The following is a 22,884-nucleotide window of genomic DNA, read 5'->3' as shown; positions in this document are numbered from 1 at the left end:
GGAACATTAACAGGCTTGGGAATGATGCGTTTTAAAACACCGGCGAAAACCGCCGGGATGTTGCTGGTATTGCTCTGTGGGGCGCTGAGTGCTTTTGCACAACAGGCCGACAGTGTAAAATCCAAGGACCTCCGGGAGGTGTCCGTTACAGCCCCGCGTACGGCCAGGGAAGTAAGCCCGGGGCAGAAAATGCAGGCGAAAGAACTGGAGCGGCTGGGCAGCCACTCCGTGGCGGATGCTATCCGTTTTTTTGCCGGGTTGCAGGTAAAGGACTACGGCGGTATTGGCGGTCTCAAAACCGTTGATATACGCAGCATGGGCACCAACCAGGTGGGCGTATTTTATGATGGCATTCAACTGGGCAATGCCCAGAACGGACAGGTGGACCTGGGCCGGTTTTCGCTGGATAATATGGAGGAAATCGCCCTGTACAACGGGCAGAAAAGCAACATCTTTCAGCCGGCGAAAGACTTTGGATCTGCAGGGGCCATCTATCTTACTTCTCTCAAACCTAAATTTGCACCGGGAGAAAAAACACATCTCAGGGGTACTATCAAAACCGGCTCCTTTGGCCTGTTCAATCCCTCTTTGCTATGGCAGCAGAAGATCAGCAGCAAAGTATCCGCCTCCTTCAGCACCGAATGGATCAATGCTACCGGCAGGTATAAATTCTCCTACCAGAAACGGGATGAAAACGGGCACCTGGTATATGATACCAGCGCTTACCGGAAAAACGGCGACATCAATGCCGTTCGCATGGAAGGCAGTTTCAATGGCCTGCTGAATGGCGGGGAGTGGAGCACCAAAGTGTATTATTACCAATCGCAGCGCGGTCTGCCCGGGTTCATTGTAAACGGTGTGTTCGGGCATGTGGACCGTCAATGGGATCAGAACATCTTTGTGCAATCCAGCTTCCGCAAAGATATTACCAAACGTTACAGCATCCTGCTGAACGGGAAATACGCCTACGACTACACGCGGTTCCTGGCGCCGGATACTGCCCGGCTTTATATAGATAACCACTACCGCCAATATGAAATGTATTTCTCCTTGGCACACCAGTATACCCTTACCAACTGGTGGACCATTGCGGCTTCGGGCGACTTTCAATGGAACCGCCTGGATGCGGACCTGACCAACTTCAGCTACCCTACCCGTTATACCACACTGGCTGCTGCCGCCACAAACATCAGCTTCAACCGTTTCAGCGCACAGGCCAGCCTGCTGGGCACCTTCGTGAATGAAACTGTAAAGAAAAATGCTTCGGCGCCCTACCAGCAGAAATTTACACCGGCAGTATTTGTTTCCTGGCAGCCCATGCGCTCACCGGATTTCCGGCTTCGTGGGTTTTACAAACAGATCTTCCGCATGCCTACATTTAATGACCTCTATTATACCGAGATCGGCAACCGCTTCCTGGAACCCGAATTCGCCACACAATATGATGCAGGATTCACCTGGAATAAAACCTTTGCCAGCAGCTGGCTCACTCAGGCAGGTATCGAGGCAGACGTCTATTACAATGAAGTAAAGGATAAGATCGTAGCCGTTCCCGGCGCCAGCATGCTCAGCTGGCAAATGGAGAACCTGGGGTTTGTAAAGATAAAAGGCGTGGATGTAAAAGCAAAAGCGCTATGGCTTATAAAAAAACAGGTGCAGTTCAGCACACGGCTCACGTATACGTACCAACGCGCACAGGATTTCACCGATCCCTCCGGCAGTTTTTACGGCGACCAGATCGTTTACATTCCCCGTCACAGCGGCTCGGTGATACTGAGCGCCGACTATAAACAATGGGAAGCCAACTACAGCTTCATTTATACGGGAGAACGGTACAACAGCAAAGAAAATAAGTTAAAGAACTACGTGGAGCCCTGGTATACCAGCGATATTTCACTGGGCAAACAATTCAGTTACAAACATACCCGGTTCCATGTAACGGCACAGGTAAATAATCTCGCCAACCAGTTCTATGAAGTGGTGATCAGCTACCCCATGCCGGGGAGAAATTACCGCTTCATTTTAACCGTGAATATTTAATCGTCATGATGAAACAGCTAAGGAATACAGTATTGGTGGCCGCCCTGGCAGGACTGGCCATCACCGGTTGCCGGAAAGGAGAAAAAATTGTTCCGCCGGAAGTAACACCCGTGGATACCGCCACACCAGGATCCCTGCTCAATGGATTTTACCTGCTGAATGAAGGCAATATGGGCAGTAATAAAGCCTCTCTGGATTATTACGACTATACCACAGGCATCTACAAAAGTAATATCTATGCTACTGCCAATCCCACTACTGTAAAGGAACTGGGCGATGTAGGCAACGATATTGAAGTATATGGTACGAAGTTGTATGCCGTGATCAACATTTCCAACAAGGTGGAAGTGATGAATGCAGCCAGCACCAAACGTATCAAACAAATTGATATCCTCAACTGCCGCTATATAACTTTTGCCAACGGCAAGGCATACGTAAGCTCCTATGCAGGCCCCGTACTGATAGAACCCAATGCACCCATTGGTTTTGTAGCAGAGATAGACACCACTACCCTGGAAATTACCCGTAAAGTGATTGTGGGTTACCAACCGGAAGAAATGGCTGTAGTGGGCAACAAACTTTATGTAGCCAATTCCGGCGGCTACCGCGCACCAAATTACGACCGCACCGTGTCGGTAATAGATTTGAATACTTTTAAAGAGATAAAAAAGATTGATGTGGCGATTAACCTCGACCGCCTCAAGGCAGACAATGATGGCGATGTCTACGTGACTTCCCGCGGCGATTATTATAATACACCATCCCGCCTTTTTGTGATAGATACAAAAACGGATGCGGTAAAAAAACAATTTGATATTCCCGTGAGCAACCTGTGTATTTCCGGCGACACCGCTTATGTGTATGGTTCTGTCTTCAGCTATAACACCGGCAAATGGACCATCACCTATAATATGGTAAATGTAAAAACGGAGACTGTGTTAAACACCAATTTTATCGCTGATGGTACCGACAAATCCATCCGTATGCCTTACGGCGTTGCAGTAAACCCCATCACCAAAGAAATTTTTGTGACGGATGCAAAGGACTACGTTTCTTCCGGAACCCTTTACTGCTTTGATAAAACAGGTAAAAAGAAATGGTCGGTCACCACCGGCGAGATACCCGCACACATTGCATTTGTTTCCGCAACTAAATAATCATAACCAACTAAATGTATACAAATGAAAAGTAAACTTCTACTTGCTGCCACGTTCATCGCTGCTATGGTAAGCAGCTGTTCAAAGGATAAAGACGTAACCCCGCCCATTGAGGACCCTGAGCCTACCGGTCCTTTCCTGAATAAGGTGACCAAAGTTTTTGAGTACTTCCCCGCACCCGGACAGTTCACCAATGAACTTCCCATGTGGAAGCAGGGCGATTCAGCAAAACAAATGGCGGATTACGCACTGGCGGCTTTAGGAAAAGAAGATATGATTTCCCTCGGCGGATTCGGCGGATATGTAGTAATGGGCTTTGATCATACCATCAAAAATGTACCCGGCGAATACTCCTTCGTGGTATTGGGCAATGCTTTCAACCAGTTTGCAGAACCCGGCGTGATCTCCGTATCCGTGGATGCCAATAAAAATGGCCTCCCCGATGATGAATGGTATGAAATTGCCGGCTCAGAATACAACAGTTCCAAAACCGTAAAGAACTACCAGGTCACATACTACAAGCCCAACGAAACAAAAGAAAGGGTGACCAATCCGGATGATCCCTATACCAGCGACACGGAGTATATCCGCTGGAAAGACAACCAGGGCAACACCGGTTACCTTGCTAAAAATGTATTTCATGATCAGTCGTATTACCCGCAGTGGAAAGGCGACAGCATCACTTTCACCGGTACTAAGTTAACAGACATCAACATTAAAAATACTTCCAGCGATCCTTTCTCTCCCTTCTATGTTTCACCCGCTTTCTCGTGGGGTTATGCAGATAACCATGCGAATGAAGATACCGATGCGAAAATAAAACTGGATTGGGCAGTAGATAAAACCGGCAAGCCGGTGAAGCTGACAGGGATCAACTTTATTAAAGTGCATACGGCTATCCGTGCAGAAGCTGGATGGTTAGGGGAAATTTCTACAGAAGTGCTGGGCGTAAAAGATCTGAACCTCGAATAATATCCATGAATAATCTAAAAGAAGGGGGCGTTTGTTTACAAACGGCCCTCTTTCTTTTTCGACTATTTCACGCTTACCGGGTGCTTATCGTCGCCAATGGCCACCAGGCTAAAAGTGCCGGTGATGGCTTTTTCCCGTGAATAGGAATACATTTCCTCAATGTATATTTCCACCAATACTTTAACACTGGTATTTCCTACTTCGATGATTTTCCCGATCAGTTCCACGATGGTGCCTGCCGGAATGGGCCGGTTAAAATCTATTTTCCCGGAAGATACCGTTACCATTTTTTTACGTGCAAAACGGGTAGCAGTAATAAACGCTACTTCATCCATGAGCGACATGGCCGTGCCGCCGAACAAGGTATCATAGTGGTTGGTAGTGCTGGGAAATACGGCTTTAAAGATCCGGGTTTCCGAATGAAGAATTTTTTCTTCTATAGTCATGATTGTACTGTTTTTCTTTTTTACAAAGATGCTTTTCCCCGCATCACTTCCGCTGCTCGGACCATATTCGACAATGCCACTTTTGTTTCCGGCCATTTACGGGTTTTCAACCCACAATCCGGGTTTACCCACAGGTTCCTGGCAGGAAGTGTGATGGCGGCTTTCTCCAGCAGCGAAATCATTTCTTCCGCAGATGGCTGGCGGGGAGAATGGATATCGTATACGCCGGGGCCTATCTCGTTAGGGTATTTAAAATCAGCAAAGGCATCCAGTAACTCCATCTGCGAACGCGAGGTTTCGATGGTGATTACATCTGCATCCATCGCTGCAATATGCTCAATGATATCGTTAAATTCACTGTAGCACATGTGTGTATGGATCTGCGTTTCATCCTTTACGCCGCTGGCGGAAATGCGGAACGCCTGTACCGCCCATTCCAGGTAAGCTGCGCGGTTTTCTTTACGCAAAGGTAAGCCTTCCCGGATAGCAGGTTCGTCTATCTGGATCACCTTAATGCCTGCCTGCTCCAATGCCACTACTTCATCGCGGATAGCCCACGCGATCTGGTTGGCCGTGGTGGAACGGGGCTGGTCGTCCCGTACAAAGGACCATTGCAAAATGGTAACCGGACCGGTGAGCATGCCTTTCATCAGTTTATCGGTATGCGCCTGCGCAAAACTGCTCCAACGCACGGTCATGTTTGCCGGACGGCTTACATCTCCAAAAATAACCGGTGGTTTTACACAACGGCTGCCATAGCTCTGTACCCAGCCATTTTTTGTAAACAGGAATCCCTGCAGTTGCTCACCAAAATATTCTACCATATCATTCCGTTCAAACTCACCATGTACCAGTACATCCAGGCCAATCTCCTCCTGCCAGCGGATCACCTCTATGGTCGCTTTTTCAATGGCGGCTTCATATTGTTCGGTGGTCAGCTCTCCTTTTTTCAGGCGCGCCCTTAACTGACGGATATCATCTGTTTGCGGGAAAGAGCCGATCGTAGTTGTAGGAAACAGTGGCAGTCCAAACTGCTGCTGCTGGATGTTTTGACGCACCGGGAACGTACTGTTCCTGCGTGCATCTGCGGCGGTAAATGCCGCTATCCTCTCTTTCACTTCTTTCCTATGAATCAGCGGCGAGGTGGCCCTGTTATGGATAGCTGCTTTATTGGCTTCCAGCAGCGCCGTATTGCCGTTCACAATATCACGCAGCTCATTCAGTTCCTGCAATTTCTGTTTGGCAAAGGCCATCCAGTTTTTAATTTCGGGAGACAGGGCTGTTTCGTTATCCAGGTCGCACGGCACATGCAGCAATGAGCAGGAAGGAGCAATGGCGATACGGTCTTTTCCTAACACGTTTACTGCCTTTTGTATCTGCTGTAAAGATTTTTCATAATCATTTTTCCAGATATTCCTGCCATCCACTACACCCAGCGAGAGGTGCAAAGAAGTATGGGCAATAGCTGTATCGAGGATATCTTCCAGTTGCAACGGGCAACGCACGAGATCGAGGTGCAATGTTTGCACCGGCAATGCCAAAGCCACCGGCAGATTCTTTCCATAGCATTCAAAATAAGAAGCCAGGAGAATATGCAGTTGGGGAAAGGCTGCATGAATTTTCGTGTAGGTATTCGTAAACACCTGCAGGGCTGCTTCATCCAGGTCGAGCGACAGGCAGGGCTCATCGAGCTGCACAACTTCTGCGCCGGCTTGTGTGAGCTGCGACAGCACCTCCAGGTATACCGGCAGCAGTTTATCTATCAGCGATAAACGGTTGAAGCCGGCCGTTTTCTCTTTTCCGAGTAACAGGAAAGATACCGGGCCAAGGATCACGGGTTTAGCAGCATAGTTTTCTTTTTTTGCCTCGAGAAACTGCGCTGTTACTTTGCGGGAGAAGAAATGAAATGTTTGGTCTGCCGTAAATTCCGGAACGATATAATGATAATTGGTATCAAACCACTTTGTCATTTCCATGGCGGTGATATCGTCGCCATCGCGCTGGTAGCCGCGCGCCATGGCGAAGAGCAGGTCTGTTTCAGGAAGTTTCTTCTCCTGCAAGGTGCGGTAGCGTTGTGGCACAGCGCCCACCATCAGGGAAGTGTCGAGCACCTGGTCGTAAAAGGAAAAATCATTGCAGGGAATCCAGTCGATCCCTTTCTGTTGCTGCAGCTCCCAGTTGTGTAAACGGATATTACGGGCGGTTGCCTGTAATTCATCAAGAGTAATTTTGCCTGCCCAGTAGCTTTCGCAGGCTTTCTTCAATTCACGCTGGCTACCTATCCTCGGATAGCCTAAGTTGTGGATAATCATTACTGATTGTTTAAAAGGTGATACATGACGTTCACGCTCTTTTATATAGTACAGCAATGTTTTTGAGAAAATAATACGGAAGGAGAAGGTATGGCAGATACAAGAACAAGCATATAGTATACATGATTCCATCATGCATACGCCTGTTCTGATAATTACCGATACCGAAACCTGACACGCTTCAATCCCCGAAAGCATTGTCAAAGTGAAATAAAGGCAGGTCTCCTGGCTTGTTCCGCTGGTAAACACCTTCCCATTCCTGGCCGGAACAGTGGCATATTATTTACCAGTTGCAGTGCATGTGCGCTGCCGGAAGCTTACAGTTGCGGGACAGCCTGTGATTTGCACACAGTTCCCTTTTAATCCCGCTTTTCAGCGGGAACCATTATTTGCTTCGATTAGTAATACATAAAGAACCGGCGCGAAGATAGTAAATCCCCGCAACTATCAAATCCGTTTCGTTTTCTTACAATTTCGGGCCGGGCGAAAAGCGGAGTTTTACATCATAAAAACAAACAGCTATGAAACAGGCAAACATACTGATCACCGGCGCCACCGGACACATTGGTACTACATTGGCTAAACAGTTATCGGCACAAGGCATTCCCTTCCGCGCCATGGTGCGCACAACAGACAATAACGTAAATGCCCTTGCCGCCTTACCCGGCGCTGAAATAGTAACCGGCGATTTCAACGATGCCAACAGCTTAGCCCTTGCACTTAAAGGAATAGAGCGGGCTTTCCTGCTTACCAACTCTTCTGAAGCAGCGGAAAAACTGCAAAGCAATTTTGTAACGGCCGCCGTTAAAAGCGGGTTACCGCATATCGTAAAGCTCTCGCAACTCCATGCGGACGCACAATCGCCCGTACGTTTTTTACGGTATCATGCCGCTGTAGAAGAAAAGATCCGTGTATCCGGTATGGCATATACTTTTCTGCGGCCCAATTTATTTATGCAGGGGCTATTGGGTTTCCGTGAAACAATTGCCAGCCAGAACAAATTCTTTGCTACCGCCGGCGACGCTCCCATCAGCGTAGTAGACACCCGCGACATTGCCGCCATAGCTGCGGCTGCCCTCACCGGCAATGGGCATGAAGGCAACACCTACGATATCACCGGCCCGCAATCACTCACCCATGCCGCACTCGCAGAAACGCTATCCAATGCACTGGGGCGCACTATCCGCTACATCAACGTTACCGCAGCAGAGTTACTGCCCGCCCTTCTCCACGCCGGATTCCCCGCCTGGCAGGCAGAGGGCCTCATCGAAGACTATGCCCACTACGCACGCGGCGAAGCGGCGGCCGTTTCCTCCGCTGTAATGGATATAACCGGCAGGCCGGCGCGCGACTTCGCCGCCTTCGCCGGCGAGTATGCACCGGCGTTTACCTGAGCGGATTTTGTCTTTCTCAGGATTACGCTGATTATACTGATTAATTGGATTTTGTTCTTTGGGATTTTTAAAGGATTTGGGGAGATAGAAGCGGATTTTGTCTTTCTCGCTGATTACGCTGATTATACTGATTTTACTTTTTGGATTTATAAAGGATTAAGAGAGATAGAAATGGAAATATTTGCTTTTATCTCCCTTAATTATTATCAATCTAAAAATCCAAAAGTAAAATCAGTATAATCAGTATAATCAGCGTAATCAGCGAGAAAGACAAAATCCGCTGCAAAATTTTACACGAATTTCCCGCCAATTGCTTACTTTAGTTATCAAATCGAGCAACCAGTGAGCAATGAAGAAGCGGTTTTGCTGCAACGGCTACAGCAAGGGGATACTGAAGCGTATATCACCTTATATGATCAGTATTACCCCTCACTTTACACTTATATTCTCCACTTCATCAATATCCCGGAACTGGCCGAAGATGCACTGCAGGAAGTGTTTATAAAGATCTGGGAGATTAGGGAGCGGATCAACCCTGAATTGTCATTCAGTGGTTATCTGTACCGTATTACCCGGAATCATGTATTTAAGTTAATGAAGAAGATCAGCGCCGACGCAGCGCTCCGTTTACAGGTAATGCAGGAACTGCAGCATCAGACGGAAGATGCGGACACCCGGTTATTGTGGAAACAATACGAATCTTTATTACATAAGGCCATTGCGCAATTGCCCCCTCAGCGGCAAAAAGTGTTCAGGCTATGCCGGGAAGAAAGCAAAAGCTACGAAGAAGTAGCCGTAGAACTGGGCATCTCCCGCAATACAGTAAAGGAACATATGGTGCTGGCCATGAAAAGTATTAAATTTTTCTTCTATACTAATACCGACGGTATTCTTCCCCTGTTACTGGTTTCCGGGGTTCTCCTCAACTCCTCCAAATAATTTTTTTTCTCCCGGACCACCCTACCTGCTTTTTTTGGGATAGTATATATATGCCCACGGAAAGGAACAATGAATATTACCAATTATTGCTGCAACGCTGGCAACAACGGACTTGTAGTCCGCAGGAAGCCCTTGAACTGATGGATTACCTGCGGGACAAGGATTCCGACAGGACGCTCCTGAACGAAATGCAGGCCGCATTCCGGCAGGTGAAGCCGGATAACGGCTCCCACTCCGGCGAACCCGGCGAAAGGGTCCGGAAAGGGCTGTTACAGCATATCCAGGGCGCCCCGGTAATATCCATGTCCCGCTCCCGGAGGAATTATGGTCCGTTTAAACTCGCCGCCGCGGCAGCCGTGATAATCGGACTCGCTCTTCCGGCCATTTATTTTTTCAGGCAGCCAGTGGTTAGCCCGATGGCCACTACAGCGAAAAAGACGCCGGCAGATGTGGCGCCCGGTCAGCATAAAGCGGTACTCACCCTGGCCAACGGGGAAAAGATAGTGCTGGACAGCGCCGGTATCCAACAACTGGCACAACAGGGCAATAGCGCCATCCGCAACCAGGGCGGACAACTGGTATATGTAAAAACAAAGGGAGCCAGCAGCGCTCCTATCTATAATACGCTTACCACGGCGGCAGGTGAAACCTATCCGCTGGTATTGGCCGATGGCAGCAGGATTTGGCTGAATGCAGCCTCCTCGATCCGCTTCCCGGCTACTTTTTCAGGCGATGAACGCCGGATTGAGCTTACCGGCGAAGCTTACTTTGAAATTGCACATGATGCGCACCGGCCCTTCCGTATCCAGGTAAACCAGATGACCGTGGATGTACTGGGCACAAATTTCAATATCAATTCCTACGCCGACGAAGCCACGATCAACACTACCCTCCTGGAGGGAGCAGTAAAAATAAACAGTAAAAAGGGCAGCATACAACTGGCGCCGGGCGAACAATCGCAGGTAAGCCCTAATGGGAATGTAAAAAGAGTAACCGGCGTAAATACCGCTGAAATAATAGCCTGGAAAGAAGGATACTTCCAGTTCGAGAGCACAGATCTGACCACTGTATTACGGCAATTCTCCCACTGGTATGACGTGGAGATTGTATACGAAGGCAATATCAAACCCAGGAAATTTTTCGGGATGATCAGCCGTCGCAGCAGCCTGGTAAATGTGCTGAAAATGTTGAATGCCAATGATGTTAATTATCGGTTAGAAGGAAAAAAACTGATTGTACGGGGCGATTAACGCCCGCAGGTGAACAATTATATCAACCAGCATGACGGAGATGTCATGGTAACAAGGATTTATTAAAGCAGATAGCACAACCAAACCATTCTCTCAATCAAAACTCAGCACAAGTATGCAATTACGTACTATTGCCAGTTCCCGGTGTAAAAACAACCGGCGTCCAACCAAGCATCTAAAGGTCAGTCAGTTCCTGGCCCTGCTATGTTTCGCCACCACGGCACAGGTGAGCGCAGCCAGAAGCCAGAACCAGGTAGTAAGTTTATCATTGAAAAACGCTACCGCCAAAGAGGTTTTCCGGGAAATCAATAAACAAACCGGCCTCAATATCCTGGCCGATGAAGCCTTGCTGGAAAAAAGCGGCAGGGCCAATATCACGGTGAACAATATGCCTGTAAGTGATGCGCTGAATATTTTCATGCGTAATCAGCCGCTCACCTACAGCATCGAAGGAGGTGCTATCATTGTAAAAACAAAACCGGTGATACAGCCGGTCACTACGCCGCCGCCACCTATTGAAGTACATGGCGTGGTGACCACCGATAAAGGACAGCCTTTACCCGGTGCCACCGTTACCGTAAAAGGTACCAAACTGGGAACTGTTACCAACACCGACGGCAGCTTTAAGATCAATGCCAACCCAGGAGAAACACTGGAAATTTCTATGGTGGGTTTTAAAACCTGGTCTGTGAAGTTTGATGGCAAAAACACCAGCTTTAAAGTAACGCTTTCTGAAGAAGTATCTAACCTCACCGATGTAGTGGTAGTGGGTTATGGTACCACCAAAAAGAAAGACCTCACCGGTTCTATCAGCTCCATATCCAGCGACCAGATGAACCTCGGCGGTGTAACCAGCAACGCTGCGCAGGCCATCCAGGGCCGGGCCGCAGGGGTGCAGGTGAGCCAGTCGAACGCGGCGCCAGGCGGACAAACCATTGTGCGTATCCGCGGCGGCAATTCCATCAAATCCACCAACGAACCATTGTACGTGGTAGATGGCTTCCCTTCCGAAACCGGGAAAGACATCAACCCGAATGATATCGATGATATACAGATCCTCAAGGATGCCTCTTCCACCGCTATTTATGGTGCCCGCGGCGCCAACGGCGTGGTAATGATCACCACCAAAAGAGGTAAAAGCGGCAGGGCATCTATTCAATATGATGGCTACTACGGTACGCAAAGGATCATTAAGGAATACGATAAAATGAATGGCCTGGAAAATATGCAGGTCACCAATGCAAAAGCTATTGAAAAAGGGCAACCTGCTTTTTATACCGCTGCCGAGCTGGCCAGTGGCCGGGACAACGACTGGTTTAAATTAACCACACGCCCCGGAATGGTGCAAAGCCATAACCTGAGCGTAAGCGGCGGTACCGCGGAAGACAGGGTTGCCTTATCCGGCAGTTACTTCAAACAGGATGGTGCATTAAAAAATACTTCTTTTGAAAGGTATTCGGTAAGACTCAACTACGATAAGCAGTTCGCAGCACGATTTAAAACAGGAGCCAGCGTATACGCCTCACATGCTTATACCAATTTTAAAACCTACGATGGAAACATTGTACCCTCCAACGTGATGTATGGCGTACTCACCGCTTCTCCGGCTATTCCCGTATACAATGAAGATGGTACTTATGCCCGCTTCAAAGGAAGGGACAACCCGCTGGCGTGGTTAATGGCGCCTACCAACGACCGGTTTGAAAACAAGGTAAATATTAACGTCTATGCTGATTACCAGATCCTGGACGGACTTAATTTCCGTGTGAACGGCGGTAGCGAGTATATGACTACCAAGGAAGGCACCTATCTTCCACGCGACCTGGTAGACGGTGAAAAAGTACAGGGTAAAGCCAGCTTAAATGACATCGCTGTTACGCGAAACCTGGTGGAGGCCTACTTCACTTACAGGAAAGTGTTTAATGCCATCCACTCCTTCAACGTTGTAGCAGGGGTATCTTATCAGTCTGACAAAACCGAAAAACATTATTCGCTGGTGCAGAAATTCAGTACGGATGCATTTCTGTACAAGAACCTGGAAGCAGGTACAGAGCGGCTATCCAGTACCAGCAACCTGATTCCATCCAAGATGGCTTCTGCCTATGGAAGGATCAACTATTCCCTGAAAGATAAATATCTCGCTACCTTCACAGTGCGCCGGGATGGATCTTCCCGGTTTGGTGGCAACACCCGTTTTGGTATCTTCCCTTCCGGTTCCCTCGCCTGGAGAGCAGGTGAAGAAGAATTCATTAAAGACCTGAACATCTTTTCCAACCTGAAAGTAAGAGGTGGTTATGGCGTTACCGGTAACGACAGGATCGGTGATTATATTTACATGCCCACATTCGGGCCTACCAACGTGTCGCTCGGACAAGGCAGCGACAGTTATGGAGGAATTGTTGCCACCCGTTTAGCTAATGCAGACCTGCAATGGGAAAGCACAGCTCAGCTGGATCTTGGAATAGACATGGGCTTTTTCAACAACCGCGTTTCTGCTACTATTGATTACTATCGCAAAAAAACCAACAGGCTGATCTTCGATATGCCTATAGGCGACTGGAATGGTTTTGCGGTGCAAACCGTGAATGCCGGCAGTATTGAAAATAAGGGCGTTGAATTATCCGTTACTACAGAGAATATTATCAATCATGCATTCACCTGGAATACTACCGTGAACGTTGCCTACAACAAACAAAACTGCCTGGACCTGGGCGGCCGTCCTTATATCATTACACAAACAGCTAACCTGTATGGCGGTCGTGGTATGGACTTCACCAAACTGGAACCGGGAAGGGAACTGAGTACTTTTTATGGTTATGTTTATGATGGCGTGATAAAAACCGGTGAAGCACATCCCGCACAACCGAATTCAAAAGCAGGTGATCCTAAATTCAAGGATATCAGTGGTCCCGGCGGAAAACCGGACGGTGTTATTGATGCCAACGACCGCACGTATCTTGGTCATGCGAACCCGCACTATATCTATGGCATCAATAACAACTTTGCCTATAAAGGTTTTGAACTGAACATTTTCCTGCAGGGCGCACTGGATTACAGCCTGTATAACGGAACCGGTCTTGTACTGGAATCCGGGCCGGGTAAAGCGGCACTGAACAGGTGGACTACCAACAACGAAAACACCGATATTCCGAGAGATGGATACGCGATTGCTTACGGCGGTATGATGAACTCCCGCTTTGTGGAAAACGCCTCTTACCTGCGCTGTAAAATGCTGATGCTCGGTTATAATATCCCGGTGGCCAAAACTTTTCTGAAAAGCCTGAGAGGCATTAAAGTATATGGCTCCGTACAAAACTTATTCACCATTACTAAATATACAGGATCGGACCCTGAGGTAAACAGCAATCTCAATAGCAGCGGCAGCAACGCCAACCTTTCATCAGGATTGGATTATACAGCTTTCCCTGCGTACCGCACCTTTACCGCGGGTCTTAAATTGAATTTTTAACCTGTAAATTCCGGAACAAATGAAATACGCATATATCGCATTAGCCACCTTGCTGCTCGGCGCCAGTTCGTGCAAAAAAGAGGTGGAACCTAAAGTATACAGTTATCTCACTGATATGAATGCCTTCCTCTCCCTGAGTGATGCCAAAGCTGCAGTGAACGGCGTTTATTCAAGGCTCAAACAACCCAGCGGCAGATCGGATGCATGGATGTATTATGCAGGCTTCCAGGTTACCATTTCAGATCTGACCACTGATGTAGGGCACGCCAGCTCCGGCGGAGACGTAGGACTGATGTCTGATTGCCAGTGGGCCCCTGTCAATACCTATCTTGCCTTTGCCTGGCAGCATCAATACAAGCTGGTAGCAGATGCCAACATCTCTTTATACTATATTCCTAAAATGACCAGCATCACAGATGCACAAAAAGACCAGTTCACCGCGGAACTCCGTTTCCTGCGCGCATTGGGATATGTAGATCTGACAGATGCTTTCGGGCCGGTGCCAGTGGTCACAGAAGAAACCGTAGCCAAAAATATTGAAGCACCGGATTATGAGGCAGCACTGCCAACCACACCGGTAGCAGAGATCAATCAATTGATCATCAGCGACCTGGAATTTGCGGCCACCCATCTTCCTGTCAACTATTTAAGCAACCCTATCTACAGCTCCAACGATATAGGCCGTGCTACCAAGGGCGCCGCCATGTCTTTACTCTGCAAACTGTACATGCGTGAACATGAATGGCAGAAGGCACTGGACCTCACTACCGAAATCATGAAGCTGGGTTACGGACTGTATCCAACCTATGCAGGACTATTTGCAGAGAAAAACAAGTGGTGCCAGGAAAGTATTTTCAGCGCCCTCGCCGATCCATTGGTAGATGCCGTGGAAATCATGAACCACTTCGGCCCTATCAACAATCCGCAGGTAACTGACCGGTGGCAGTATTTCGCTTTAACCTGGTACTTCTGGAATACTTTTGCGGCTAACGACGACCGTAAAAAGATGTTCTATTCCGATTATATCGGCACCGATGGCTTACATTACATGCAGGCGCCTCCGGGACAAACCAATCCACCGGATGGTTACTACTACATGCCAGACGTAGCCACTACCAAATTTGCCGATCCTAACGGCTCTACCACTTATTACGATGGTCACGTATTCCCGATACTCCGCTATGCAGACATCCTGCTGTGCAGGGCAGAGGCCCTGAATGAGCTGAATGGTCCAAACAGTGAATCCATCACGTTGATCAACCAGGTAAAAGACCGCTCCCATGCTACCAACCTGGGCGCTGCCGGTAGCTTCACTAAAGAAACCCTGCGTAATGCTATCCTGCAGGAACGCGGATGGGAATTCTTCTTTGAATGTAAACGCAGGCAGGATCTGATCCGTATGGGTAAATACGAAAGCGTGGTAAACACCTACCTGACCGCGGTAGGAAAAACACCGACCATTAACCTGGCAAGAGATAAATATTTCTCTTATCCACAGGCGCAAACAGATCTTAACAAAAATCTCAGCAACAGTGGCCGCCGTCAATAACGGCTTGCTATCTTTCTGAATTATTCAATATTGCAAATGATTAAATTGAATAAAATACAACGCCTGCTGCCATTGTTATCAATGGCAGCAGCGTTGTTGCTGTTTGCACCCGGTTGTATGAATAGTGGCGGCAACGATATTGTTTCCATTACGCTCAACCCGCAGGGACAAAATGCCATCAAGGTAAAAACAGATATCCTGTGTACCGACACAGTAGACGCAGCAGTAGAATACTGGCCAAAAGGACAGGAACAACAACGCACTACCACGCCATTGTCCGCGCACCGGATCAGTCATACCATTGTCCTCACCAACCTGCTGCCGGAAAAAGCGTACGAGTACCGTATCTTAACCGGTCATGGCAAAGATCTTTATCCCAGCAAAACTTATACTTTCAACACTTCCGGTTTCCCGGTATGGATGAAAGATATGTTCAGCGTGGTATGCCCCGATAGCTCCGTATTACCGGCAACCTTCAGGAAAGGCTATGTAATGCTTACCCGCCGGGAAGATCCCGGTGTGCTTTTCCTCCTCAATGCAAAAGGAAATGTTACCTGGTACCACCAGGTAAGCGGCACCGGTTTTAAAGTAGCCAGGTTTACAGACAACAACACGTTCCTCACCCTGCTGGGCGGTCCCGGTTATGAAACCAGCTACGGCGACCAGATCCTGGAACTTTCTGTTTCCGGCGATACATTGGCCAATCTCAAAAAAGGACAACAGGATTTCAAACAAACCATTCACCATGAAATACTGTTGAACCCCAACAATGAGTTTGTAACGCTTTGCGTGGAAGAAAGGATCTGTGACCTGAGCAGTAAAGGCGGCGGCAAACAGGATACAGTAAAAGGCGATGGCATCCTGGTGCTGAACCGGCAAGGCAAACAGGTGTGGAAATGGACCGTGTTTGATGCACTGAATCCGCTGGACGATAAAAACATCTTAAAAGAAAAACAAGACTGGATGCACGCCAACTGCATCGCATTTGATAAAGATGGTAACTACCTCATCTCTTTTTATAATAACGGGCAGATATGGAAGATAGATGCCCGCACTGGTAAGCGTCTCTGGACATTTGGAAAAAACGGCGACTTTGACCTGCCAGCCACGGCCCTGTTTGACCAGGCGCATGGACTGCATATCAACGAGCATGGTGAGCTGATGTTCTTCGACAATGGAGTGAGCAAAAAAACATCAAGAACGCTTTCCTTTAAACTGGATGAAAACGGAAAAAAGGCGCAGCTTCGTATCAATACCCAACTGCCACGGGAAAATTATAATGAGAGAATGGGAAGCAGCTATTTAGTAGGCGACACTACCCTGCTGCAATGCGCTACGAAAAGAAATACCGTTATACTAACCAACTTCGACGGAAGATTTCTCTGGCTGCTGAGAACAGGCATGTCGTCTTACCGGGCCTCTTTTATCCCGGCGGAAAGACTGGCGCCTTATATTGTTCAGCCAGGCTATTAACAATCATTGTGCACTACAAAAAAAATATCATGAGAAGCTTAATTGTGATTGGTGTGATCGGTTGCTGGGGGATAATAGCCATCATATCTTCCTGTGGATCGCAGGTAACAGGAGAAACAAAAGCAACAGCAGCTACCCTACCTGAAAAAGAAACATACATCAATATCGACACCACCCTGATACCAAATGACCAATTCGGCGAGTCCGTGAAATACGGCCGGGAGCTGATGCTCAATACGGCCCGTTATATCGGGCCTGATGGCAGTGCCGGCAAGTATCTTGGTAATAAAATGAATTGTACTAATTGTCACCAGGATGCGGGCACCAAAGCTTTTTCCTTCAACCTGATGTCATCGCACGATAACTACCCGCAATACCGGGGCCGGGAGGGCAAAGTACTTACGCTGGCGGAAAGGGTGAATAACTGCGTCATGCGTCCGCACAACGGCAAACCACTGCCGCTGGACAGCAAAGAGATGGTGGCATTTCTTTCTTATTTTAAATGGATCAGCACTTTTGTCCCCAAAAACAAACCTTTCAAAGGCGCTAAAAATCTGCATGTCACCTTTCCGGATATCGCCGCCAATCCTGAAAACGGACAGGTACTTTATCAAACCAACTGTGCACGTTGTCATGGTCAAAACGGGGAAGGACAATGGACTGCAGACAAAAGCACTTATGTATATCCGCCGCTGTGGGGCAACACCGCCTATCAACCCGGCTCCAGTATGCATCGTGTAATCAAACAGGCGGAATGGCTGAAAAATAATATGCCTTACGATAAGGTAACACCCGGCAAGCCATTCCTCTCCGACAAAGAAGCAATGGACATCGCCGCATTTGTAAACAACGACAAGATCCATAGCAGGCCCAATCCCAAAAGCTTTGACTACCCGCATATTGCGGAAAAAGCAATTGACTACGATCACGGTCCCTTTGTGGATACCTTCTCCGTAGCACAACACAAATTCGGCCCCTACCAACCGATTATCGACTACTGGAAGGCGAAGGGGTTGAAGCCGATTTACTAATGCCGCGGATTTTGTCTTTCCCGCTGATTACGCTGATTATACTGATTTTGGGGATTGATCATTTTGGATTTTTTTATGATTTTGGGAGACATAAGCGGATATATCCGTTTGTATAGATTCTTTTTATGATTCGGGGAGATATAGGCGAATATATCCGCTTATGTCTCCCCGAATCATTTTATAAAACCCGCTTATATCTCCCCAAATCATAAAAAATCCAAAATGATCAATCCTCAAAATCAGTATAATCAGCGTAATCAGCGAGAAAGACAAAATTTGCGTATAGATAAACTCGATCTCCCTCCTCGCTAATATACCTTACTTTTGCCTTGAAAAAAGGAAGGAATGGCAGTTATAATGAACGAAAAGGGGTATAGCCGTAAACAGGAAATCGTGAACGGGCTGATACATGGAGTGGGCGTTATTTTTGGGGTAAGCGCATTGCCCATGCTGGCAGGTATTGCCGCCACGCATAATAATACGCCCGGCATTGTAGGCGCCTGTATTTACACTTTCTGTTTTATATTGTTGTTTACGAACTCCACTATTTACCATTTATCGCAGGAGTTGGCCGTAAAAAAGCTGTTCCTGATATTTGACCATATCAGTATTTACTTTTTAATAGCTGGTACCTATACGCCTTTCCTGCTGGTGTATATGAATAATGCCTTTGGGATCACGCTATTGTCGATTTTATGGGGACTTACGCTGGTAGGCGTCTTATTTAAAACCTGGTTTACGGGAAAATACGATATTGTGTCCACTATCATTTATCTGTTGATGGGCTGGATCATGGTATTTGGCGGCCGCCGCTTTTTCGATAACCTCCCCCTGCCGGTGATCATTATGCTGGCCATTGGCGGCGGTTTATACACGATAGGGGTTATTTTCTATATCTGGGATAAATATACTTATACACATGCCGTGTGGCACTTGCTGGTGCTGGCGGCGGCTATTTGTCATTATGTGGCGGTATTGATGGCCATGTAAAACCAGGGAAGTTATCAGCCGCTCAGTCCCGGTTGATAATTTCGCTCTGCCCACATTTTTTTCCGGTAGTCGGTGGGGTTAATACCGGTGTATTTCTTGAACGTCCTGTTTAGATGGCTTTCGTCTGTAAAGCCCAGTTCATCCACAATTTCGCTCATCCGCATATCGCTGTATTGCAGGCGGGTTTCTACCAGCTTCAGCTTATAATTGGTTACGTACCGCTGGATGCTTTCTCCCGTTAACTTCTTCACATATTCACTGATATAATTTGGAGAGATATTAAACCGTGCCGCCAGTTTTTCTGTACGCAGGTTTTCCGGGTAGTAAATATTCTGGTGGATATAACCGATAATATCGTTGGAAGCTTCGCTGTTTACCGCTGCTATTTCTGGTGTAAGCAACGATACATTACGTGCCACTATGGTGATAATGGTATTTACCAGCTGCTGCACCACTTCGTTGCGCAGGGATTGCTCGCGCGGGTATTCCAGCATCAGTGCGTTAACAAGCGCCCGTACAATTGGTTTATCTTCCGTATTATGTAAAATACAGCCGGGGAAATGGTAATTATTATGGAAGATAAATTCCAGTTTCTTTGCCCAGTCGCCCAGGTTACTATGGGTATTGCCCGTACGCTGCGCTTCCAGGTAGATGCCGTTAAAACGGATGAACAGGAAGCCGGTCCGGCTTTTTATGCGGGTATACTGTACATCCTGCGGCATAAGCAGGAACAGGTTCTCCTCCTCATAGGGAAAAGCATGCTGGTTGTTGTGGAAGGTGCCGGTACCCTTCAGGATATATACCAGTTCAAAGAAATTATTGCGATGCTGGCCCATCGGGCATACATCTTCCTCAATGTATATGATGTCAAACGGCTTAAAAAGATTAATTACTTCCATAACCTATGATTGTACAAAATGTACCCTGATTCGTACAAGGGTATACCTGCAAATTTATTGGAATTTTGACTCATCAAATCACAAAAAAAACAAAATAAGGATATGAAAGCAATCGTATTAAAGCAGGTAGGCGGTACAGAAAACCTGGAAATCAGGGATATTCCTGTTCCCGTTATTAACGATAATGAAGTGCTGGTGCGCAACCATGCAGCAGGCATCAACCCGGTAGATGTTTTTGTAAGAGCCAATGAGGGTGCGCTGAAAGGATACCTGCAACCACAGGAGGGCGAGGATATTATCATTGGGTGGGATATTGCGGGAGAAGTAACCGCAGTAGGCAAAAATGTGAAGCAGTTTAAACCAGGTGATGCTGTATTTGGCATGGTGAATTTTACCGGTCATGGTAAAGCCTATGCGGAATACGTGGCCGCCCCGGAAAGCCACCTGGCGCTGAAACCGGCCAACACCTCCTACGAAGCCGCAGCTGCCGCTTCCCTGGCGGCCCTCACTGCATGGCAGGCGCTGGTAACTTATGGCAACATAAAAAAAGGCGATAAAGTGCTGATCCACGCAGCCGCAGGCGGTGTGGGACACTACGCGGTACAAATTGCCAAACATTTTGGCGCTTACGTGATCGGTACGTCTTCCGCCGCTAAAAAAGAGGCTGTGCTCCGTTTTGGTGCAGATGAGCATATCGATTATAACAGCCGGCAATTTGAGGAAGTAGTGAATGATGCTGACATCGTACTGGATTCCCTCGGCACCCCAGGTCACCTCAACCGCTCCCTTGCTGCCGTAAAAAATGGTGCCCGCCTGATCAGCATACTCGCATTTTTCAATGATGAGCAAAAACAACAAGCAGCGGCTAAAAATGTGTATATACACCGCGTGTCCGTGGTTTCCAGCGGTGATGATATCAAATCCATTGCAACCTTACTGGAACAGGGCGCCCTGCACTCTGAAATAGCACATGTGTATCCTTTTGAGGAAATAGCCAAAGCGCATGAGCAGGTAGCGACAGGGAAAACACAGGGAAAAGTGGTGGTGAAGATATAGCCTGCGATTTGACTACAACAATAGCAGATCGGGCTACAGCTGTTTCTTTGCCGCTACGGAACTTCGTAGCAGCAAAAAAACAGCAAAATGAAAATCATTGTTACAGGTTCTTTAGGGAATATCAGTCAACCGCTGACAACGGAGTTAGTACAAAAAGGCCATACCGTGGTGGTAATCAGCAGCAGCCCGGAAAGGCAGAAAGACATTGAAGCACTCGGTGCTGCCGCCGCCATCGGCACATTGGAAGACGTGGATTTCCTGGCCGCCACATTTACCGGTGCAGACGCGGTGTATTGTATGATACCACCCGGCCTCTCTGAACCCGACCGGTTAACTTACTACAGCCGGATTGCCGGCAACTATGCAAAGGCGATTCAACGGTCGGGGGTAAAGCGGGTCATCTTACTCAGCAGCTATGGCGCTCACCTGGATAAGGGCACCGGCATTATTCTTGGCGCCCATAAGGCAGAGGTGACGCTGAACGGATTGCCTGGTATCGCTGTTACGCATATGCGGCCTACCTATTTCTACTACAATTTATTTAGCTTTATAGCAATGATAAAAAGCGCGGGCGTGATGACGGCCAGTTATGGCGGTGACGATATGATTCAATTGGTATCGCCAATGGATATTGCTGCTGCCATTGCCGATGAAATAGAAACGCCCACTGCTACCGGCCATAAAGTACGCTATGTGGCAAGTGACGAACGAACTGCCAACGAAATTGCCGGCGTTCTGGGGGCTGCCATCGGGAAGCCGGACTTAAAGTGGACCGTTATCACCAATGAGGAAATGCGAAGCAGCCTGGAATCACACGGCGTACCCGCAGTGCTGGCAACAGGGCTCCTGGAAATGTATGCGTGCATTCATAACGGTACGTTAGCAGAAGATTACTATCTGCACAAACCAACGGTAATGGGAAAAGTAAAACTGGAAGATTTTGCAAAAGAATTTGCTACTGCTTTCAAAAAATAACAATGGCGAACATGCAACCTCGTAAGATAAAAACGATCAGCGAATTTCACCAGCTCAGGAATTTGCCCAGGCCCCAGCATCCGCTAATCAGCGTGATCAATTTTGAAACGATTAAACGCATACCGGACGACGAGCCCAAAAGCCAGGTACAGGATTTCTATTCTATTGCGCTGAAAAGGGCCGTGAATACGAGGATGAAATACGGCCAGCAGGAATACGACTTCGACGGGGGAATACTTTTCTTTGTTGCTCCCGGACAAGTGTATTCCATTGAAACGCAGAAAGATTTTCAACATTCGGGATGGATTATACTCATCCATCCCGATTTTCTCTGGAATACGCCGCTGGCGAAAAAGATAAAGCAATATGAATACTTCGACTATTCAGTGAATGAGGCCCTGCACATGTCAGAAAAAGAAGAAGTAACGATTACAGGCATTGTGCAGAATATGGAACAGGAATATCATAACAGCATTGACAAATTCAGCCAGGATGTAATGATAGCGCAACTCGAGCTATTGCTAACCTATGCTGAAAGATTCTATCATCGCCAGTTTATAACCAGGAAAATAACCAACCACACTATCCTCGATCGTATGGAAAGTATCCTCACCGAGTGGTTTAACAGCGATTCCCTGGCATCAAAAGGCTTGCCCACCGTTCAATACATTGCCGGCGCACTTAATATATCGCCTGGCTATCTAAGTGCATTGCTTAAAATACTGACAGGGCAAAGCACTCAACAACACATCCAGGACAAATTAATGGAGAAGGCCAAAGAGAAACTATCTACCACCGGTTTATCCGTCAGTGAAATTGCATACGAGCTGGGCTTTGAACACCCGCAGTCGTTCAGCAAGCTGTTTAAAAATAAAATGAAAGTGACGCCGTTGGAGTACAGGCAGTCGTTTAACTGAAAATAACAAGCAAAC

General features: G+C 47.6%; 17 protein-coding genes and 1 riboswitch. Of the genes, 14 read left to right on the top strand and 3 right to left on the bottom strand.

What is annotated here, in order from left to right; translation table 11 throughout:
• Nucleotides 1–21 precede the first annotated feature (21 nt).
• The 3 genes from QFZ51_RS11315 to QFZ51_RS11305 are packed head-to-tail and all read left to right on the top strand — an operon-like array spanning nucleotide 22 to nucleotide 4,169.
• Nucleotides 22–2,040, top strand: coding sequence for a TonB-dependent receptor plug domain-containing protein (locus QFZ51_RS11315; RefSeq protein ID WP_429045868.1), 2,019 nt, complete (start codon nucleotides 22–24; stop codon nucleotides 2,038–2,040).
• A gap of 5 nt (nucleotides 2,041–2,045) precedes the next feature.
• A complete protein-coding gene (locus QFZ51_RS11310) occupies nucleotides 2,046–3,197 on the top strand; it encodes a YncE family protein (RefSeq protein ID WP_429045867.1) in 1,152 nt (383 codons plus the stop codon).
• A gap of 24 nt (nucleotides 3,198–3,221) precedes the next feature.
• Nucleotides 3,222–4,169: a hypothetical protein gene (locus QFZ51_RS11305; protein ID WP_429045865.1), complete on the top strand. Its 948-nt coding sequence runs from the start codon at nucleotides 3,222–3,224 to the stop codon at nucleotides 4,167–4,169.
• A 62-nt stretch (nucleotides 4,170–4,231) separates the two neighbouring features.
• Here the strand turns inward: QFZ51_RS11305 and QFZ51_RS11300 are convergent, their stop codons facing one another.
• A complete protein-coding gene (locus QFZ51_RS11300) occupies nucleotides 4,232–4,615 on the bottom strand; it encodes an acyl-CoA thioesterase (protein WP_429045863.1) in 384 nt (127 codons plus the stop codon).
• A 20-nt stretch (nucleotides 4,616–4,635) separates the two neighbouring features.
• Entirely contained in the window at nucleotides 4,636–6,927 is a 2,292-nt protein-coding gene (gene metE / locus QFZ51_RS11295) for a 5-methyltetrahydropteroyltriglutamate--homocysteine S-methyltransferase (protein WP_429045862.1), read from the bottom strand.
• 198 nt (nucleotides 6,928–7,125) lie between these two features.
• A riboswitch (cobalamin riboswitch) is annotated at nucleotides 7,126–7,329 on the bottom strand.
• A gap of 119 nt (nucleotides 7,330–7,448) precedes the next feature.
• Here metE and QFZ51_RS11290 point away from each other — a divergent pair.
• The 8 genes from QFZ51_RS11290 to trhA all read left to right on the top strand — a co-directional run bounded on the left by QFZ51_RS11290 (nucleotide 7,449) and on the right by trhA (nucleotide 19,022).
• Nucleotides 7,449–8,321: an SDR family oxidoreductase gene (locus QFZ51_RS11290; RefSeq protein ID WP_429045860.1), complete on the top strand. Its 873-nt coding sequence runs from the start codon at nucleotides 7,449–7,451 to the stop codon at nucleotides 8,319–8,321.
• A gap of 342 nt (nucleotides 8,322–8,663) precedes the next feature.
• Nucleotides 8,664–9,260: an RNA polymerase sigma factor gene (locus tag QFZ51_RS11285; protein ID WP_429045858.1), complete on the top strand. Its 597-nt coding sequence runs from the start codon at nucleotides 8,664–8,666 to the stop codon at nucleotides 9,258–9,260.
• A gap of 50 nt (nucleotides 9,261–9,310) precedes the next feature.
• Nucleotides 9,311–10,510 carry a FecR family protein gene (locus QFZ51_RS11280; RefSeq protein ID WP_429045856.1) on the top strand — a complete coding sequence of 400 codons (1,200 nt, stop codon included), beginning with the start codon at nucleotides 9,311–9,313 and terminating at the stop codon, nucleotides 10,508–10,510.
• Between the two features lie 115 nt (nucleotides 10,511–10,625).
• Nucleotides 10,626–13,979: a TonB-dependent receptor gene (locus QFZ51_RS11275; protein ID WP_429045854.1), complete on the top strand. Its 3,354-nt coding sequence runs from the start codon at nucleotides 10,626–10,628 to the stop codon at nucleotides 13,977–13,979.
• 19 nt (nucleotides 13,980–13,998) lie between these two features.
• Nucleotides 13,999–15,528: a RagB/SusD family nutrient uptake outer membrane protein gene (locus QFZ51_RS11270; RefSeq protein WP_429045852.1), complete on the top strand. Its 1,530-nt coding sequence runs from the start codon at nucleotides 13,999–14,001 to the stop codon at nucleotides 15,526–15,528.
• A gap of 36 nt (nucleotides 15,529–15,564) precedes the next feature.
• A complete protein-coding gene (locus tag QFZ51_RS11265; protein ID WP_429045850.1) occupies nucleotides 15,565–17,001 on the top strand; it encodes an aryl-sulfate sulfotransferase in 1,437 nt (478 codons plus the stop codon).
• Between the two features lie 29 nt (nucleotides 17,002–17,030).
• Nucleotides 17,031–18,032 (top strand): c-type cytochrome, encoded by a 1,002-nt coding sequence (locus QFZ51_RS11260; protein ID WP_429045848.1) that lies wholly within the window; start codon nucleotides 17,031–17,033, stop codon nucleotides 18,030–18,032.
• A gap of 345 nt (nucleotides 18,033–18,377) precedes the next feature.
• Nucleotides 18,378–19,022 carry a PAQR family membrane homeostasis protein TrhA gene (gene trhA, locus QFZ51_RS11255; protein ID WP_370912824.1) on the top strand — a complete coding sequence of 215 codons (645 nt, stop codon included), beginning with the start codon at nucleotides 18,378–18,380 and terminating at the stop codon, nucleotides 19,020–19,022.
• 14 nt (nucleotides 19,023–19,036) lie between these two features.
• On the opposite strand, the gene QFZ51_RS11250 is transcribed toward trhA, so the two are convergent.
• On the bottom strand, nucleotides 19,037–19,921 hold the full coding sequence (locus tag QFZ51_RS11250) for an AraC family transcriptional regulator (protein WP_429045847.1): 885 nt from the start codon (nucleotides 19,919–19,921) through the stop codon (nucleotides 19,037–19,039).
• Between the two features lie 102 nt (nucleotides 19,922–20,023).
• Here QFZ51_RS11250 and QFZ51_RS11245 point away from each other — a divergent pair, with 102 nt between their 5' ends.
• The 3 genes from QFZ51_RS11245 to QFZ51_RS11235 all read left to right on the top strand — a co-directional run bounded on the left by QFZ51_RS11245 (nucleotide 20,024) and on the right by QFZ51_RS11235 (nucleotide 22,869).
• On the top strand, nucleotides 20,024–20,977 hold the full coding sequence (locus tag QFZ51_RS11245; RefSeq protein ID WP_429045845.1) for an NADP-dependent oxidoreductase: 954 nt from the start codon (nucleotides 20,024–20,026) through the stop codon (nucleotides 20,975–20,977).
• Nucleotides 20,978–21,064: 87 nt separating this feature from the next.
• A complete protein-coding gene (locus QFZ51_RS11240; protein ID WP_429045843.1) occupies nucleotides 21,065–21,952 on the top strand; it encodes an NAD(P)H-binding protein in 888 nt (295 codons plus the stop codon).
• Between the two features lie 2 nt (nucleotides 21,953–21,954).
• The gene (locus QFZ51_RS11235; RefSeq protein ID WP_429045842.1) at nucleotides 21,955–22,869 is read left to right on the top strand and encodes a helix-turn-helix domain-containing protein; all 915 of its coding nucleotides are present in this window, start codon (nucleotides 21,955–21,957) and stop codon (nucleotides 22,867–22,869) included.
• Nucleotides 22,870–22,884: the final 15 nt, after the last annotated feature.

Source organism: Chitinophaga sp. W3I9 (assembly GCF_050434025.1).
Taxonomy (GTDB): Bacteria; Bacteroidota; Bacteroidia; order Chitinophagales; family Chitinophagaceae; genus Chitinophaga.
This window is presented reverse-complemented; position numbering and strand designations above follow the sequence as displayed.

What these genes read in the sequence shown, in the direction of transcription:
- QFZ51_RS11280 (WP_429045856.1), top strand. Translation starts at nt 9,311, where the DNA reads ATGCCCACGGAAAGGAACAATGAATATTACCAATTATTGCTGCAACGC.
- QFZ51_RS11245 (WP_429045845.1), top strand. Translation starts at nt 20,024, where the DNA reads ATGAAAGCAATCGTATTAAAGCAGGTAGGCGGTACAGAAAACCTGGAA.
- QFZ51_RS11310 (WP_429045867.1), top strand. Translation starts at nt 2,046, where the DNA reads ATGATGAAACAGCTAAGGAATACAGTATTGGTGGCCGCCCTGGCAGGA.
- QFZ51_RS11300 (WP_429045863.1), bottom strand. Translation starts at nt 4,615, where the DNA reads ATGACTATAGAAGAAAAAATTCTTCATTCGGAAACCCGGATCTTTAAA.
- trhA (WP_370912824.1), top strand. Translation starts at nt 18,378, where the DNA reads ATGGCAGTTATAATGAACGAAAAGGGGTATAGCCGTAAACAGGAAATC.
- QFZ51_RS11250 (WP_429045847.1), bottom strand. Translation starts at nt 19,921, where the DNA reads ATGGAAGTAATTAATCTTTTTAAGCCGTTTGACATCATATACATTGAG.
- QFZ51_RS11235 (WP_429045842.1), top strand. Translation starts at nt 21,955, where the DNA reads ATGGCGAACATGCAACCTCGTAAGATAAAAACGATCAGCGAATTTCAC.
- QFZ51_RS11240 (WP_429045843.1), top strand. Translation starts at nt 21,065, where the DNA reads ATGAAAATCATTGTTACAGGTTCTTTAGGGAATATCAGTCAACCGCTG.
- metE (WP_429045862.1), bottom strand. Translation starts at nt 6,927, where the DNA reads ATGATTATCCACAACTTAGGCTATCCGAGGATAGGTAGCCAGCGTGAA.
- QFZ51_RS11260 (WP_429045848.1), top strand. Translation starts at nt 17,031, where the DNA reads ATGAGAAGCTTAATTGTGATTGGTGTGATCGGTTGCTGGGGGATAATA.
- QFZ51_RS11270 (WP_429045852.1), top strand. Translation starts at nt 13,999, where the DNA reads ATGAAATACGCATATATCGCATTAGCCACCTTGCTGCTCGGCGCCAGT.
- QFZ51_RS11265 (WP_429045850.1), top strand. Translation starts at nt 15,565, where the DNA reads ATGATTAAATTGAATAAAATACAACGCCTGCTGCCATTGTTATCAATG.
- QFZ51_RS11305 (WP_429045865.1), top strand. Translation starts at nt 3,222, where the DNA reads ATGAAAAGTAAACTTCTACTTGCTGCCACGTTCATCGCTGCTATGGTA.
- QFZ51_RS11315 (WP_429045868.1), top strand. Translation starts at nt 22, where the DNA reads ATGATGCGTTTTAAAACACCGGCGAAAACCGCCGGGATGTTGCTGGTA.
- QFZ51_RS11290 (WP_429045860.1), top strand. Translation starts at nt 7,449, where the DNA reads ATGAAACAGGCAAACATACTGATCACCGGCGCCACCGGACACATTGGT.
- QFZ51_RS11275 (WP_429045854.1), top strand. Translation starts at nt 10,626, where the DNA reads ATGCAATTACGTACTATTGCCAGTTCCCGGTGTAAAAACAACCGGCGT.